General features: G+C 46.0%; 16 protein-coding genes. 7 read left to right on the top strand and 9 right to left on the bottom strand.

Annotated elements, in window-relative coordinates; translation table 11 throughout:
- The 5 genes from RT269_RS03765 to RT269_RS03745 all read right to left on the bottom strand — a co-directional run.
- The coding region (locus tag RT269_RS03765; protein WP_313180649.1) for an ABC transporter ATP-binding protein at positions 1 to 1,301 on the bottom strand (1,301 nt) is incomplete at its 3' end.
- A complete protein-coding gene (locus tag RT269_RS03760; RefSeq protein ID WP_313180648.1) occupies positions 1,298 to 1,981 on the bottom strand; it encodes an energy-coupling factor transporter transmembrane component T in 684 nt (227 codons plus the stop codon). The genes RT269_RS03765 and RT269_RS03760, both read right to left, overlap by 4 nt.
- Entirely contained in the window at positions 1,978 to 2,589 is a 612-nt protein-coding gene (locus RT269_RS03755; protein WP_313180647.1) for an MptD family putative ECF transporter S component, read from the bottom strand. The genes RT269_RS03760 and RT269_RS03755 overlap by 4 nt, the downstream gene beginning before the upstream one ends.
- A 412-nt stretch (positions 2,590 to 3,001) precedes the next feature.
- On the bottom strand, positions 3,002 to 3,997 hold the full coding sequence (locus RT269_RS03750) for a helix-turn-helix domain-containing protein (RefSeq protein WP_313180646.1): 996 nt from the start codon (positions 3,995 to 3,997) through the stop codon (positions 3,002 to 3,004).
- Between the two features lie 222 nt (positions 3,998 to 4,219).
- Positions 4,220 to 5,575, bottom strand: coding sequence for a citrate/2-methylcitrate synthase (locus RT269_RS03745; protein ID WP_331664045.1), 1,356 nt, complete (start codon positions 5,573 to 5,575; stop codon positions 4,220 to 4,222).
- Between the two features lie 279 nt (positions 5,576 to 5,854).
- On the opposite strand from RT269_RS03745, the gene RT269_RS03740 reads away from it, so the two are divergent.
- The 5 genes from RT269_RS03740 (at position 5,855) to RT269_RS03720 (ending at position 10,761) form a co-directional block, all read left to right on the top strand.
- Positions 5,855 to 6,505, top strand: coding sequence for a trimeric intracellular cation channel family protein (locus tag RT269_RS03740; protein ID WP_313180645.1), 651 nt, complete (start codon positions 5,855 to 5,857; stop codon positions 6,503 to 6,505).
- Between the two features lie 20 nt (positions 6,506 to 6,525).
- Complete coding sequence (locus RT269_RS03735) at positions 6,526 to 7,227, top strand: TIGR01906 family membrane protein (RefSeq protein WP_313180644.1); 702 nt, start codon at positions 6,526 to 6,528, stop codon at positions 7,225 to 7,227.
- A gap of 162 nt (positions 7,228 to 7,389) precedes the next feature.
- Positions 7,390 to 8,943 (top strand): D-alanyl-D-alanine carboxypeptidase family protein, encoded by a 1,554-nt coding sequence (locus tag RT269_RS03730; protein WP_313180643.1) that lies wholly within the window; start codon positions 7,390 to 7,392, stop codon positions 8,941 to 8,943.
- A 23-nt stretch (positions 8,944 to 8,966) separates the two neighbouring features.
- Positions 8,967 to 10,058 carry a sensor histidine kinase gene (locus RT269_RS03725; protein ID WP_313180642.1) on the top strand — a complete coding sequence of 364 codons (1,092 nt, stop codon included), beginning with the start codon at positions 8,967 to 8,969 and terminating at the stop codon, positions 10,056 to 10,058.
- Positions 10,051 to 10,761, top strand: a complete 711-nt coding sequence (locus RT269_RS03720; protein ID WP_313180641.1) for a response regulator — start codon at positions 10,051 to 10,053, stop codon at positions 10,759 to 10,761. Before RT269_RS03725 ends, RT269_RS03720 begins: the two co-directional genes overlap by 8 nt.
- On the opposite strand, the gene RT269_RS03715 is transcribed toward RT269_RS03720, so the two are convergent.
- From RT269_RS03715 to RT269_RS03700, 4 genes are all read right to left on the bottom strand, one after another.
- Entirely contained in the window at positions 10,758 to 11,750 is a 993-nt protein-coding gene (locus tag RT269_RS03715) for a 3'-5' exonuclease (protein ID WP_313180640.1), read from the bottom strand. The genes RT269_RS03720 and RT269_RS03715 overlap by 4 nt on opposite strands.
- Positions 11,751 to 11,770: 20 nt before the next feature.
- A complete protein-coding gene (locus RT269_RS03710) occupies positions 11,771 to 11,983 on the bottom strand; it encodes a DUF3006 domain-containing protein (RefSeq protein ID WP_313180639.1) in 213 nt (70 codons plus the stop codon).
- Between the two features lie 29 nt (positions 11,984 to 12,012).
- The gene (locus RT269_RS03705) at positions 12,013 to 13,113 is read right to left on the bottom strand and encodes a ComEC/Rec2 family competence protein (RefSeq protein ID WP_313180638.1); all 1,101 of its coding nucleotides are present in this window, start codon (positions 13,111 to 13,113) and stop codon (positions 12,013 to 12,015) included.
- Between the two features lie 124 nt (positions 13,114 to 13,237).
- The gene (locus tag RT269_RS03700; protein ID WP_313180637.1) at positions 13,238 to 14,191 is read right to left on the bottom strand and encodes an N-acetylmuramoyl-L-alanine amidase family protein; all 954 of its coding nucleotides are present in this window, start codon (positions 14,189 to 14,191) and stop codon (positions 13,238 to 13,240) included.
- Positions 14,192 to 14,664: 473 nt separating this feature from the next.
- On the opposite strand from RT269_RS03700, the gene RT269_RS03695 reads away from it, so the two are divergent.
- Together RT269_RS03695 and RT269_RS03690 are read left to right on the top strand one after the other, a co-directional pair.
- Positions 14,665 to 15,528, top strand: coding sequence for a carbohydrate ABC transporter permease (locus RT269_RS03695; protein WP_313180636.1), 864 nt, complete (start codon positions 14,665 to 14,667; stop codon positions 15,526 to 15,528).
- Positions 15,528 to 16,343 carry a carbohydrate ABC transporter permease gene (locus tag RT269_RS03690; RefSeq protein ID WP_100306645.1) on the top strand — a complete coding sequence of 272 codons (816 nt, stop codon included), beginning with the start codon at positions 15,528 to 15,530 and terminating at the stop codon, positions 16,341 to 16,343. The genes RT269_RS03695 and RT269_RS03690 overlap by 1 nt, the downstream gene beginning before the upstream one ends.
- Positions 16,344 to 16,345: the final 2 nt, after the last annotated feature.

Here is a 16,345-nt window from a genome sequence, read left to right as displayed (position 1 = left end):
AGCTGCTTTAAATGGTCTGAAATGCGGCGCATATTATTACCGTCCAGTCCGCTGGTGGGCTCATCTAAGATCAGGATATCCGGGCCGATCACATCTGCCACCGCCATCGTAAGGCGCTGCTTTTGGCCGCCGGACAGGGTTGCCGGATGGCGCTCCCTGTATTCCCACAGCCCATACCGCTTTAAAATCTTTTGGATCTCATGATCATCCCCATGTCTCTGGTTAAGCTTTAATTCTTCTCTGACACTTTCTCCAAAGAGCTGGCAGTCCGTATTCTGCATCACATAATAGGCCTTTTTTCTTCGTTTTCTCTTTGCAACCGGTTTCCCTTCATAAAGGATAGTCCCAGAGGATTCCTTTAACAGTCCGCAGAGAATCTGCCCCAGGGTGCTTTTCCCTACGCCGTTGTATCCGATGAGGGCAATGATTTCTCCGGGAAAAGCTTCCAGGGATAAATCGTTTAAAATCTGGAGTTTTCCATAGAAAAAATCCAGGTGCTTTATTTGTAAAATCGGTTTTTCCCTCGGTTCTTCAGGCTGCTTCTGAACCGTGCAGGCAGAAAGATCTCCGGCCCGCACTCCCCATATCTCCCGAGATTCCCGGGTCATATTCTTTACTTCCAGGGGAGAAAATTCCCGGACGATCTGCCCGTCTTCCATGAACAGGAAGCGGTCCGCCACTCCGGTGAGATAATAAAGCCTGTGCTCCGCGGCAACTACCGTGTGCCCCATATCCTTTAGCTGTTTCATCAGATCCTTAAGTTTAAGGACCGATGCCATATCCAGATTTGCCGACGGTTCATCAAATACATAGATGTTCGGAGAAACCGCATAGGCGGAGGCAATGGCAATCTTCTGCTTCTCTCCGCTGGACATTGGATATATTTCACGGCCAAGTAAGTTTTCTCCTCTTATCTTAAAAACCGCCTCCTTGATCCTCTCTTCCATGACCGTTCTGTCCATGCCATAATTTTCACAGCCAAAGGCCAGCTCATCCTCTGTTATGCCGGCAAAAAACTGGCTCCTTGGATCCTGAAAGACAGAACCCACCCTGCGGCCGATACACCAGAGAGGAAGGTCTCTTATATCCGTCCCGCGGATCTTCACTTCACCGGACAGCCAGCCTTCATAAAAACCAAGGGCAAGCCCGTTGATCAGTCTTGTTATGGTGGTTTTTCCGCATCCGCTTTTTCCGGTGATCACTACGAATTCACCGTCCTTTATGGTCATGCTTACATGCTCCAGGTCATTGTTTCCCTCCCCAATATACCCATAAGAAACATCTGCAAATTCAATCATCATATCACCCTTCTTTCTAACAGCAGCAGACTTGCGGCAGCCAACACCCCAAGAGCGCCGAGAACCGCATCACGCCTGGCAAATATCACCTCTCTCCGGCAGGTATGGATTCCCGGATTGGCAATTCCCCTTGCTTCTGCAGAAGCCGCCAGCTCATCGGATATGCGGGAAGCCCGCAGCATGACCGGAACGATGATATATTCCAGGGCCTTTAACGGATGCTTTAAAGACAAAAGTCCCCGCAGGTAAAGGGCCGCAAACACCCCTGCAAACTCCTCTTTTACCGTTGGGAGAAAACGAAGCATAAAGGTCACTGGCAGGGCAAACGTATCGGGTGCGTGGATCTTTTTAAAAACCGCTACAGCCTCACCTGGAGGCATTCCCATAAACGGACAGGCCGCCATAAGCATGAGCATAATCCGGGTAATGATGAATAAAAACATATCCGGTATGAAAACCGTAAGTCCCTGCCCTGCCGAGAGATATTTCAGTCCTCCGGCAGCCAGTGCAACCGCCCCCATCTTTAAGGCAGCCCTTCCAAAGCCCTGAACAATCAAATAAACCGCCAGCATTCCCAAAAGCATATAAATGGTGATGTTTGCCGTAGCAAAGGCTACAAGCACCATGGTGAGGATCAGTATGACGGCTTTAGAACGAAAGTCAAAGTACAGAGGGGCCATCATTTAAGCAGACCGCTCTTTCGGAAATGCTTGTTCATCAGCCGGTTGGCAAGGAGGCAGCCCGCACCTGCCATGACAATCGTTGCCACACAGCTAAACAGCACCCAGGGCGCTGAGGTATAATACCGTGTCTGTACGGCGACCTGCTCCTGGCTCACCCCGCTGGCAAGATAGGCCTGCTTAAAGAACCAGATCTCCGCCATTCCATGGGTCGCCCGGACCAGTGAAGTGATGGCCCAGCTTATGGATATCCTGAAAATGCTTTTGTAACTGTCTTTCCCGGCCATGGAAAGCTCCGCCAGAAGTCCGCCGATAATAAACCACGGCCCCATAAAAGGCCCCATCATAAGCGTTACCAAAAGAGCGTGGATCAGGTTATAGATCAGAGCCACTCCCGGCCTCTGCACCTTTAAGCACATGTAAACGTAAAACGGTGCCAGTAAAAAAGCCACGCACACGGCATTTAAGATCATATTGAAGAATAACGATGCGCCGGTGATCATGGAAAAAGCAATAAATACTACCAGCATAATGGCACTGAAAATTCCGATGGTGGCGAAATCCTTTACCCGCAGGATGTGATTGACTTCCTTATTCTCTTTTGCGTTCATTGCAAAACCTCCATTTAATATGTATTTAAGCGGCTTCTGTCCTCATTTGGTTAGTTTTTGCTAACCAGAAAGCAGGAAGCCGCTTTGGTTCCATTATAAAAGAGTCTGATAAGGTGCTCTACCCAAATCAGGAGCTTTTCGACTCAAAACAGGAGTAATGGAATTTGAAAGGTATGCACTGCTTCAATGACGGGAAATTTCCTTTAACATCAGGTGTGAATGCATACAAAAAAAACTCCCAAAGATATTCCCGCCGTCAATGCAATGGGAATAGCAAATTGACGGACGTTCCTACTGTGGGAGTTTTTTATTTTGACGTCTGCGGCACCATCTGCAGTACGCCTTATTTTTTATGGAGTTATTGAAGGGGAGATGGGAACATTGGAAGCCTTTGAAGAAGTCCGGATGCATGTCAATCCCGGACATCCCGTAAATACTGTCCGGGATTTGAACCGTACCTTTTGCGGAAGGCCGCCGCAAAATGGCTCACATTCCCATAACCAACCCGTCCGGCTGCATCACTTACGGTCACATCTTCCATATCCAGTATGGTCTTTGCAAGCTCCAGCCTCTTCTGAATCACATAAGAATGCACGGAAACCCCATACACCTCCTTAAATCCCTTTTTCAGTTTGTATTCATTCAGCCCTACACACCGCGACAGAAGGGACAGGGATACGTTACGCTCCGGCGCTTCATCAAGAAGCCTTTTTGCCTGGTAGATACAATTTAAATCTGCTTTTGAAAAATCCGGGATAAGAATGGTATGATCCTTCTGGAGCACTGTCTCACTGAAAAAAACGGCTATTAGTTCATAAACCTTACCTTCCATGTAGAGCTGCCGCAGATATCCTTTATAAGGGCAGTCCGACATCTGACGAATCATTGCCTGAACAGAAGGGGTAAGACCATATTTTCCCGTGGAAAATTCCTTGAAAGAGGATCTTTCACCCGCCCTGGTATTGTCTATGTTTTCATAAATATTCTGAATATCCGCTAAGGGAACTTTGATCTCTAGTATATGCATATGGGTACCAGGTGAAAACACACTCCTTTTTCTGGTTTCAAAACTGGTACCAATATAGCTTTCCCCCGGACAAATATGAAAGACCTTCCCGCTTTCCGGGAAGTCCCAGCCTGCCTGTTCTCCAAGACAAAACAGAAGGTCCATATGAGGAGTCCCCGAATATCCCGTCATATCAACCGGCTTACTGAAGTTCATATCGTAATTAATGACCCGGATCCTTCTGCCGGAGCAAAAGCCCGTCAGCCTGCCGCTTCCTGCTTGTTCCGGTATCTCATATTCCATCTGGCTGCCGTTCAAATTATAGACCTTATTCCAGGCTTCACAAAGCCCGGACAAGGAACTGTTCGAACTGTTTAACCGGTATTCATATTCTTCTCTCACTTCATTCTGCCTCTTTTATCATGGGATGCTGCTTCATTTTGATCAGGAAAATAGTTAGTTTAAGCTAACTCAATCTTACCATTCCCTGACTCTCATGTCAATATCACATCGGATCTTCACGCCCAGGCGCCGTCTGCAAAGGCCGTCTATATACCAGCTAATAAAAAACAGGCCCTACAGTCCGGTTTAATGCCGCTGTAAGCCTGTTTCCATCTCTATTGCTTATCTGTCTTCCAGAGACTTATAATCCTCTTCCTGCATCACACTGATGTAGGCCGGGCGGATGATCTTATCCATATTGATAAGCTCTTCGATCCGGTGGGCGCTCCATCCTACAATCCTTGCAATGGCAAAGATCGGGGTAAACAATTCATTGGGAATGTCCAGCATGCTGTACACAAAGCCGCTGTAAAAGTCCACGTTCGCGCTTACGCCCTTATAGATCTTTCTTTCATCTGCAATGACTTCAGGGGCCAGACGCTCGATCATGGAATAGAGGTTAAAATCATCCAGACGTCCTTTTTCCTCTGACAATTGCTTAACAAAACCTTTAAAAATTTCTGCACGGGGATCAGACTTGGAATAAACCGCATGTCCCATACCATATATAAGACCTTTCCGGTCAAATGCTTCCTTATGAAGAAGCTTTCTCAAGTACTTCTCTACTTCCTCTTCATCCTTTAAGTCGTTGACTTCCTTCCGTAAATCCTCCATCATTTCCACAACCTTAATATTGGCGCCGCCATGCTTTGGCCCCTTTAAAGAGGCAAGTGCAGCCGCAACCACGCTGTATGTGTCCGTACCGGAGGAAGTGACCACATGGGTTGTAAAGGTGGAGTTATTTCCTCCTCCATGCTCCATATGAAGGATGAGAGCCAGGTCAAGAACATGGGCTTCCACCTCGGAATACTTCATATCCGGCCTTAATAGCCTTAATATATTTTCTGCCGTAGACAGCTTCTCATCCGGTCTGTGGATATACATGCTTCCCCCTCTCTCATAGTGGTTGAATGAATGATATCCATAAACTGCCAGCATTGGCATGACGCTGATTAGCATCAGACTCTGGCGAAGCACATTGGGAACAGATATGTCACTGGCCTTATCATCATAAGAGGACAGAGTAAGAATACTTCTGGCAAGGCAGGACATCATATCCTGGCTCGGCGCCTTCATGACCACATCTCTGACAAAATTGGTAGGCAGAGTCCGGCTGTAGCCCAGAGTCTTGGTAAAGCTCTCCAGCTGGTTTTTGTCTGGCAGATCTCCAAAAAGAAGAAGGTAGGCAATTTCCTCAAAACCAAAGCGCCCTTCCCTGACAACGCCGTTTACCAGGTCATGAATATTATATCCCCGGTAAAACAGCTGGCCTTCACATGGGACTTTTTCTCCATCTATGGTCTTGTTTGATAAAATCTTTGATACCTTGGTTAATCCTGCCACAACGCCATCGCCGCTTTTATCCCTAAGCCCCCGCTTTACCTCAAATCTGTCGTAGGCTTCCAAGTCAATTCTTTCGTCATTCAAACAGATATCAGACCACTCTTCTACATTTTTCATATATTCTTTCTGGTTCATCAGGCACACCTCTTTCTGAAATCAGGTTGTCTAGTTCCACTTTATTCTTCCCATTGGGCTTTCTAAGCCAGCGTCAACCCCTTTCCTCTCCTACAGAATCTTCTATCGTTAAATTTTGAACTTTTCAATATAATATAAAATTTTGTAAAAAAAAGCAAGATATATTTATGTGTTGTGCGAAGCGCGCTATATTTGTGAAGGCCTAATATATTGACAAATACTCTTCCAAATCTTATACTTTCCTTAATTTCCCATTGAGGAATGTACCGGAGGTTGTTCATGAAAATAGAATTTTCCCTGTTTTTCTTTATAGAAGTCATCGGAACCATAGCCTTTGCATCATCTGGGGCCATGGTTGCCATTAAAAAACAGCTGGATCTGCTTGGAGTCATTGTTTTAGGTGTTACCACTGCCGTAGGAGGCGGTATGCTAAGGGATATTATCATAGGAAATGTACCTCCTGCCCTTTTTAAAGACCCGATCTATGTATTGCTGGCCTTTATAACGGTTATGCTTTTATTTATCATAGTAAGGCTGAACCAGAAAATCCTGGCTGGACGTTCCATAGAAGCCTATGAAAAGGTGATGAACATATTTGATGCCATCGGACTTGGTGCTTTTACTGTAGTCGGAATCGATGCTGCAGTGCTTTCCGGCTACGGGGATTACCATTTTCTCATCATCTTTTTAGGCGTCATCACCGGAGTTGGCGGCGGCATTCTGCGGGACATTATGGCCGGACAAACCCCCTATGTCCTTAGAAAACATATTTATGCCTGCGCTTCCATTGCAGGCGCCATCCTTTATGCCTGGCTTTTGAACTGCATCAATGGCAATATCGCCATGCTGATCGGCGCCTGCTCCGTCGTTTTGATCCGCCTGCTGGCTACCCACTTTTGCTGGGACTTACCTACCGCAACAAAAAAATAATTTTCTCAAGGAGGAATTCCATGAACCGTTTGCTCCAATATACTGCTGGAATCATATTTTCTTTCTGCCTTATGATCGTGCTCTTATTCACCTCAGTGGAGGCAGCCGTTTACTGGGTACCAGGATACTTTGAAAAAGAATATAACAAATATCATGTGACTCAGGCAGTCTCCATGACAATGGAGGATCTCCTTGATGTTACCGGTGAAATGATGTCTTATCTGCGGGGAAAGAGGGACAACCTTCACGTAGATACCACCATGGGAGGCGTGGAACGGGAATTTTTTAATGCCCGTGAAATCGCCCATATGGAGGATGTCCGCGGACTGTTTCTAGGCGCTCTTTCCATACGGAGAGGCTGCCTCATGGTCATGGTCTTATGCCTCATCGTTCTTCTTTTATTAAAAACAAGTTTTACGCGAACCTTTCCAAGGGCCGTGTGCGCGGGAACCGGGATCTTTTTTTTCCTGTCGGCTGTCATAGCTTTCATTATTTCCACAGATTTTACCAGATATTTTATCATGTTCCACCAAATATTCTTTAAGAATGACCTATGGATCCTGGATCCTTCCACCGATATGCTCATTAACATCGTTCCGGAAGGCTTCTTTCGGGACACTGTTTTTCTCATCGGCTTTATCTACCTTTTCTCAATTCTACTTATCTTAGCTGTCTGTCTTTTTCTTATGGGTAAGTTTAAAAGAAAACATCTTGCAGTTTAAGATCGTAAATCAGCTGGATATGTAAGCATAATCAGCTGGTTTTTTCGTATATAAATAGGGGAAAAATAGCAAATAACCTTTACTTGTTACAACAAATAACCTATACTGTAGATTGAAGTATTGTCTGAAACCGAACGAAAGCTTATGGAGAGATTACTCAATATGACTCAATATATAAAAAAGATTTTTATTTTTTTTCTGTGCCTGCCTTTTTTTGTCTCCTCTTTTACCGGGACTTCTCTGGGGGCCGCAGACTGGCCTTCCGGCCCGTCGGTCCAGGCACAGGGAGCCATTCTGATGGATGCAGACACCGGAACCGTTCTGTGGGGCCAGAACATACACAACCAATATTTTCCGGCCAGCATTACCAAGGTCATGACTGCGCTTCTTGTCATTGAAACATGCAGTCTTGATGAAACCGTAACATTTTCCCATAACGCCGTATTTAATGTAGAATCAGGTAGCAGCAATGCCGGGATCAATGAGGGGGACAAGTTGTCTGTCAGGGACTGCCTCTATGCCCTTCTGCTTAAATCAGCCAATGAATCAGCCAACGCCCTTGCAGAGCATGTGGCGGGAAGCACCGAAGCTTTTGCAGATATGATGAACGTACGTGCCAAGGAGCTTGGATGTACCAATACTCATTTTGCCAATCCCAGCGGTTTAAATAACCCGGAGCATTATACTTCCCCCTACGACATGGCCCTCATCGCAAGAGCAGCCTTTAATAATCCTGTTTTTGAAGATATCGACTCCACAACCTTTTATAAGCTTCCGCCTAACTCCATTAATAAAGAAGGGCTTACCATCTATCCTGGTCATAAGATGATGAGAAAAAGCACTCCTTTCTACTATCCGGGCATCATCGGCGGCAAAACAGGCTACACCACACTGGCCGGCAATACCCTGATAACCTGTGCGGAAAAAAACGGGTTGAGGCTGATTACCATAATTTTAAAGGGATCAACTCCCCAGTATTGGACAGACACTAAAAATCTCATGGACTTTGGTTTTGCAAATTTTGTCTCCTTAAAAGCTGCAGATTATGAAAAAACCTACAGTTCCATTACCAGCGATTTGAATTTCAGCGGTTTGTCAATCACCAGACCTGAGGCCCTGATTTTAGATCCTGACAGCCGGATCATCCTGCCTAAAACAGCTGACTTTTCCGATGCAAAGGCGGAACTCAGTTATGATATTTCATCGGGTGACCCTCCAAATTCCATTGCGAAAATAAATTACCGGTATAATGACCGGGTCGTAGGCTGTACCTTCTTAGAGGTGAATGACGCCTTATTCCAGAACAAGGAAGCGGAAACCGGGATCGCTACTGCTCCCCAGGCCGAAACGTCTTCCGGATCCGGCGAAGCATTAGACCCGTCAGCCGCCCAGACTTCCGTAACTCCTTCCGGAAAACGTTCGGAGAAAGAAACGGAAGATTACCGGGAAAAGGCTCTAAGGCCCTTTGAGATCCCTTTAACCGCCTGGCTGATATTAGGAAGCGTGGGAGCAATCACTGTAATAGGAGGCGCAGCTGCCTTTTTCTTATATTGGAAACATAAAGAAGCCCAGGATTTCCTTATCAGGCGGGAGCAGCGCATGAAACGCCTTCGGGACTCCGGTGTTTCAGCGGATGAATTCAACAGTATTCTGGAACAAAGGCGCAGTTCCTATTCATCAAAGCGGAAAAGACGGCGGGGTAGCCGTTTCAAATGACCTTAGATAGCAAGGGGTTTTTCATGAATATACAGAAAAAATTATCCAAAAAAGATCTGCTTCGGAATTGTATCATTACCGTTATTTCCCTCCTGCTTGCTACCATCCTTTCCTACGTGATGCACATACTGGGAGGATACACTAACAATGTGGGAATCATCTATATGATGGCAGTGGTTGTGATTTCCCGTTATTCCAGCGGCTATATACCGGGAGTCATTGCCTCCTTTATTAGTGTGATCTGTGTAAACTATGTGTTTACTTACCCATTTATGGCGTTTAATTTTATAATGGAAGGATATCCCGTTACCTTCCTTGCACTGCTGATCATTTCAACCATTACAAGCGCTACTACGACTAATTTAAAGGAACAAAGCCGAATCCTAAACGAACGGGAAAAGCTATTAATGGAAGCAGAAAAAGAGGCCTTGAGAGCAAACCTATTACGGGCCATTTCCCATGACCTTCGGACTCCTCTCACAGGTATCATCGGCGCCAGCAACACATACCTGGAAAATACAAACACTATGGCTGAGGCAGAAAAAACCAGCCTGGTCTCCAATATCCGGGAAGATGCCAACTGGCTTTTAAATATGGTGGAAAATCTGCTCAGCGTGACCAGGATCCGGGATACCGGAGCTCAGGTCTTAAAGCGGCCGGAGCCGTTAGAAGAGGTAGCTTCCGAGGCCATTGAACGCTTTCATAAAAGACTGCCGAAATCCATTGTCCGTGTGACGGTTCCTGATGAGTTCATCATGGTTCCCATGGATGCCATTTTGATTGAACAGGTTATCATAAATTTACTGGAAAATGCCGTCTATCACTCCAATTCAACGGATCCCATCAGCCTGTCGATCTTCGTGCAGGATGGATATGCCTGGTTTCAGGTCCGGGATCAGGGTGTGGGAATTTCCCCGGAACGGCTGAAGACTTTATTTGACGGTTACACCTCATCGCCCAACAGCAGCTATGATTCCCATAAGGGAATGGGAATCGGGCTTTCTATCTGCAAAGCCATTGTTACTGCCCACGACGGGAATATCACAGCCGCAAATGAAGCACATGGCGCAGTTTTTACATTTACATTACCATTAGGGGAGAATGCTTATGAGTAAGTTTACAATCGTCATGATTGAAGACGAAAAGAATATCTGCAACTTTATTGAAAGTGCATTGGAAAGACATGATTATAAAGTAAATACCGCTTACAACGGGCGGGATGGGCTGGCTTTGATCAATTCCCTTTGCCCTGATGTGATCCTTTTGGACTTAGGGCTTCCGGACCTGGACGGAATCGATATCATTAAAAGTGTCCGAAGCTGGACTTCGATTCCTATTATCGTCATCTCCGCCAGGACCCAGGAGCACGAAAAAGTGTCGGCTCTTGATTTCGGTGCTGATGATTATATAACCAAGCCCTTTGGAACCAGCGAGCTTTTAGCCAGGATCCGCACTGCCCTGCGTCATGGAAGACCTACCGTCAGCACCGTGGATGGATCTGTCATTCCCACCCCATACAGCAGTGACGGCCTGTTCATTGATTTTGCCAAGCGGTTGGTCACACTGGACGGACAGAAGATCCATTTGACTCAGATCGAATATAAGCTGGTTTCCCTTCTTGCGGAAAACTCTGGCAAGGTCCTGACCTATGACTACATTATCAGCCACATCTGGGGACCTTACGCAGACAGCAACAATCAGATCCTCCGCGTCAATATGGCGCATATCCGCAGAAAGATTGAAAATAATCCGGCAGAACCAAAATATATTTTTACGGAAATCGGGGTTGGATACCGAATGAAGGAAAGCGAAATTTAGGAAAGGGGGGGATCCCCCTTCTTTTTTTTCTGCTTTCTGGTCTTCGTCTTTTGCACCCGTTTCTTTTTGGTTTCTTCCTTTTTTTCGTAAATCTCCCGGACGTCTTCCTCTCCCACAAGCCTCATGGTCTTAACCACGTAGACACGTCCGTCATCGCTCCGCCTCATGCGGATCTTGCCTTTTACATTTCCATGCTCAGGACATAAACCAAGAGCCGTGTAAAACTTCTGGTTCACGGAAAACCATCTGATCTTTTTCCGAAGCATCCGGTTGCACTTGCAGCAGATCAAATCGGTAACGGTTTTATCCTCAATGGCATCCTGCTTCGTCTCAAAGGGCCTTGAAATGTATTTGGAATACCCGGGAAACACCAGATATACCTCTTCCTCTTTATTTTCCGGCAAGCGGTAATAATCCGTGGACAAGTATTCCCTGACCTTATTAAAATCCATCTGATTCATAACGCGCCCGGTATAATGGGCATCGTCAAGGGCCCGGTGAAAAGGCCGCTCTTCCATGATCTGAAGCTCTAACACTGCAATGTCAAGGGATTGCCTATCCTTGCCGTCCCCATAAAGCAGGCTGTAAAGTTTCTGCACATCATAGTAGAGAAAGGGCTTGGGGAAGGGATTTGGAATTCCATAAAAAGCAATATTCCGCTGCAGCTCCGTTAAGTCCATGGAGCCCCAGGTACAAAACACGGGTTCCTCTCCACACCATATGAGAAACTCCTTTACAGCTTCCTCAAAGTTACAACCCTCTTCCATCAGAAGCTTTTGATCCATATGAGTTACTTCTAATATCTTTTCATGAAGCTGGGGATAAATTCGAGGCCTTATAAGCCGCTTAAATTCCTCCACTTCCTCCAGGGCCTCATTAAGCTTTACTGCCCCGATCTCTATGATTTCAAAGGGAAGGTGTTCTACCGTCTCCTCCTTCCCTCCGGCGCTCTGGTTCCATTCCAGATCCAGTATAATATAATTCTTCATAGTTTGCTCTCTTTAATCCTCTATTCTGTCAGCCCTCTCAGCTTTTCACGAATTCTCTGCCTGCGCCTCTCCGTCTCTTCTTTCTCAAGTGTCCACGTCCCTTCAGTCTCTGTAAGGATATCTCCCTCCCTTACACCTTCCGGCAGTTCAGAGGCCTGAACCTTTAGCATATCTCCGTTCTCATCCTCACAGACAATTACCGTTTCCCCGATTCTGTCAATGGTATACTTCATAACCTTTTCCCTTCCCTTTCTGTGCCAGGCTAAGGGTTGCAGCTTTGGCACGGCTCATATCCCATCTGTATCAAATTCTCTCTGGAACCATGATAGGTTTTCCGGTTCTCTTCCTTCATGGAAGCTGCAGACTTGCAGTCCGGCCGGTGAAATTTTTTGGTATTGGTATTTAATACATAATCCTGGTCTGCTGCCGTGCTTTGTGTCCTGTCTCCATCGGTTCCTTCCGTGATTCCCGTGACTCCAGGGAAGGTGACTTTTGATCCGTCGCTCACCGCAACTATGGTTCCAAGCTGGTCTGTCCGCAAAACCTTAATGTTCCGCTTTTTTAACATACTCAGGATTTCCTTGTGAGGATGGCCATAATCATTATTTTTCCCGCAGGAAATCACTCCATATTCAGGATCAGCCAGATCCATAAAGCCTTCGGATGATGAGGTGGTGCTTCCATGATGGGAAAGCTTCAATACGTCCGCCTTTAAAGGAAAACCGTTAGCCACCATATCCTTTTCTGCATCTTTTTCTGCATCTCCGCATAAGACAAAGCTGTTCTTTCCATAAACCAGGCGAAGGCCTATGGACCAGTTATTTAAATTATCTCCATAATCCCTGTTGGGAGCGATGATCTGGAAAGATGCATCTCCTAAGGTGTAGCTTTCCCCTGGTTTTGGAAGGGTTATTTTTAAATTTTTATCAGCTATGGCATCTAACAGGCGTTCATAAACCTTTGTGGTATGTTCTTTCTCCGGTAAAAAGACCTTTTGTACATCAAATTTCCGGATGATCGTCTCCAACCCGCCGATATGATCTGAATGGGGATGAGTTCCGACCACGTAATCCAGTTTCTTCACTCCCTGTTTCTCCAGATAAGAAGCGACTGTCTCGCCCTGGTCCCGTTCCCCTGCGTCTATCAGCATATAATGACCGTCTTTTTCTACTAAGGTGCTGTCTCCCTGGCCCACATCAATAAAATGAACCCTTAGGTCTGTCCCCGTCTCATTTCCCGTTTCACTTTGGGTTAATGGGGAAGAGCTTGCAGTTGGGCTACATCCTGCCATACAAAGGACCAGGAGGATTGCCGCCGCTATCAATACCCGCTTATAAAATTTTACTGTCTTTTTCACTGTCATTTATGTCTGCCTCCGCCCTGTTATTATATGATAGAATCTTTAATCCTACAAGTATTTTTCAAATGGTCCGTTTCCAGGCGGTCAAAAAGGCGGACCGCTAAAAGCAGCCCGCCATTTTTTTATCCTAAGGAAGTTTCGCTCCGTCGGCTCCAACATTAGCCCCATCAGGCGTTATGGTGTTTGCCAGCATCTGCCCTCCTGTGGGATCGCAGTAATACTGTTTCCCGCTCCATGCAACCCAGCCTGTAGCCATATAGCCATTCTCATTGAAGAAATACCACTGTCCATCGATGTTCTGCCAGGTGCCGGCCGGATAGCTTCCGTCGGGATTCGCATACCACCAGCCGGTTCCGTCCTGTTTCCAGCCGCCGCTGCTTTGGGAAGTTGTACGGTTTTGCTCCGCCGCCGCCCCGTCAACATAATTGACAGGAGACTCCACCCAGTCACCTTTATTTTCGGAATTCTGCTTGTTGACAGGACGCACCTTAAACGTGTAGCTTCCGGTCTTTCCCATTAACAGTCCAAGATCCAGACTCGTCCCCACGGTGGTCTTTACCCCTCCCGTGTTCTTTCCATCACGAAACACTTTTACTTCATAACTTCCTGCCCCGGCGGCAGGACTCCACACAGCCATAGTTTTAGAACTCCATGCTGCGCTTTCTATGGGCTGGGTAAACTCTCCGACCTTGGGAAGATCTATGGTCACCGTCAGCGTCTGGCTGAAATCTTCCCTTGCCTGCTTTACGTAGGTTCCTCCATCAATTGTGAAGCCGGATTCTGCTATGGAAAAATAATATCCTTCCTGCGCATACAGCTTCACTTCCAGCCTTGGTATATCCTGCTCATACCATTGAAATCCGCTGTTAGTAAATTCGCATTCTCCCACATCGATCTTGCTGTTTTTTGTCGTTATCTCAGCCTGCTGTCCAAAAACAGAACCGCCCGGCACAATATCCGCTGTCACGGTTAAGTTTACTGTTGTGATTTTCTTTCTGGTTGCTGCCATGGAAGTCATGCAGCTAAGCCCTGTTGCCATTGACACAGCAAGCACCAGAGACAAAATTTTCTTACCATTCATAAACAATCCCCATCTTTCTATATCATTTCTGATTGCGGTGCAATAGGCTTATTATACCCTATTCCCTGGCATTTGTGAATAGCCATTCGGGTTTCGTAAGGTTTTGCGGCTATTCCTGACGGCAGAAGACCGGATCAGTATCTGGATAATCCAGCCATTTTTTAAAAAACAAGCCAGCCAGGAATCTCCATTGTGTACTAAGTATATTTTTATGCCTAAATTCCTCAATATTTTTATTAAAATTAATTCATATTTTTATATGTTCGTTAATATTATATCAAAATATCACTAATTTTATAGTTAATTAACGCAAATATATGTTGCATTATAACAATTAATATGATAAACTAACGTCAATGAAACATTTGCTAGAGAGCAAGAGAAATCAGACGTTACATTTCCGCCATTATCTCTAAGGCGAAATGTAATGCTGATTCTTTTTTTCTTTTTAGGAAAAGGAGGATAATTTTTTCATGAAAAAGAAGCAGTTTTTCCGGGCAATCGAGCCTTATCTGTATTTGCTGCCCGCCATGTTTTTCTTCTCGGCCTTCCTGTTCTGGCCATTCCTCAAAACCATATGGCTCAGTTTTGCCATGACGACTCCCCTTGGGGCAGTCTCCTCCTTTGTCGGCCTTGGGAATTATCTTACGATCTTCACCTCCCAGGCCTTTCAAAACAGCCTTTTGGTATCCTTTCAATATGCAGTGATGACTGTGGCCTGCTCCATTGTGATCGGATTTGTCCTGGCCATCATCAGCAATGAGGATATTAAGGGAAAAAACCTGTTCCGGACAGTTTATGCCCTTCCCATGGCCATTTCCGCAGCAGCGGCTTCCGTTGTTTTCATGTTCATCTTTCACAGCAGCCTTGGTATCATCAACAAGGTCCTGGGAACCCACATCGGCTGGCTGACAGATCCCAAATACGCCTTAAGTGCGGTAACTCTTGTAACCGTCTGGATGAACATCGGATTAAATTTTATATTCCTGACGGCCGCCTTACAAAGTGTCCCTGTGGATCTGTATGAGTGCGCGGCCATTGAAGGAGCCGGATTTTTTGCCAAGCACAGGCATATTACCATCCCATGCATATCCCCTACCCTGTTTTTCCTTTTGATCATAAACGTCATCAACGCCCTTCAGGCTTATGCTCAGGTCAAGCTGATGACTCAGGGAGGTCCTTCCGGAAGCACCAATGTCATTGTGTACCAGATTTATCAGGAGGCATTTATGAACAGCCGGTTCGGCATGGCCTGTGCGGAATCCATCGTCCTGTTTATAATCCTGATGGTCTTGACATTGATTCAATTTAGACTGGAAAAGAAGGTGACCTACTGATGAAAAACAAACTGGTTAAATATTTACTTTATGCCTTAAATATCCTTTTTGCAGTCATCATTATCTCACCGGTGGTTTACTGTTTTAACGTCAGCATGATGACCATGAAGGAAGTGTTTTCCGGGGGCTTTTGGCCAAAACAGCTGATCCCGGACAATTACATAAAAGCCCTGCAGCTGGCCCCGTTTTTTACCTTCATAAAGAATTCCCTGATCGTATCCTGTACTGTTACCTTTGGACAGATCGTTACCGGGGCTTTGGCGGCCTATGCATTTTCCATGATGAAATTCCGGGGTAGGAATGCCCTGTTTTTATTGATGCTGGCTACCATGATGATCCCAAGCCAGGCCATCATCATTGCAAACTATTTAATCATCTGCGATTTAGGGCTTAAGAACAGCTATACGGCCCTGATCCTTCCAAACGTGGCATCTGCATTTGCAGTATTTAACATGAGGCAGGCATTCCTGCAGCTTCCAATGGAGATAAAGGAGGCAGCGGATATTGACGGATGCGGTAACTTCCGCTTCTTCTGTTTCATTGCCCTTCCCCTTGTAAAGCCTTCCATGGGCGCTCTGGGGATCTACACATTCCTTCAAAGCTGGAACCACTATTTATGGCCGCTTCTTGTTACAGATTCGGTGAACATGCGAACCGTCCAGATCGGTCTTGGAATGCTTCAGGGCGCGGAATCCACAGACTTCCGTCCGGTCATGGCCGGTTCCATGATCATCCTCGTCCCTTCGATCCTGGCATTTATACTGGGACAGAAGCAGTTGATTTCCGGCCTCACCTCAGGTTCCGTAAAAGGGTAAAT

The organism is Lacrimispora sp. (assembly GCF_032078915.1).
Classification (GTDB): domain Bacteria; phylum Bacillota; class Clostridia; order Lachnospirales; family Lachnospiraceae; genus Lacrimispora.
Note: the sequence above shows the minus strand (reverse complement) of the source record. Positions and strands in the feature narration are given on the sequence as shown.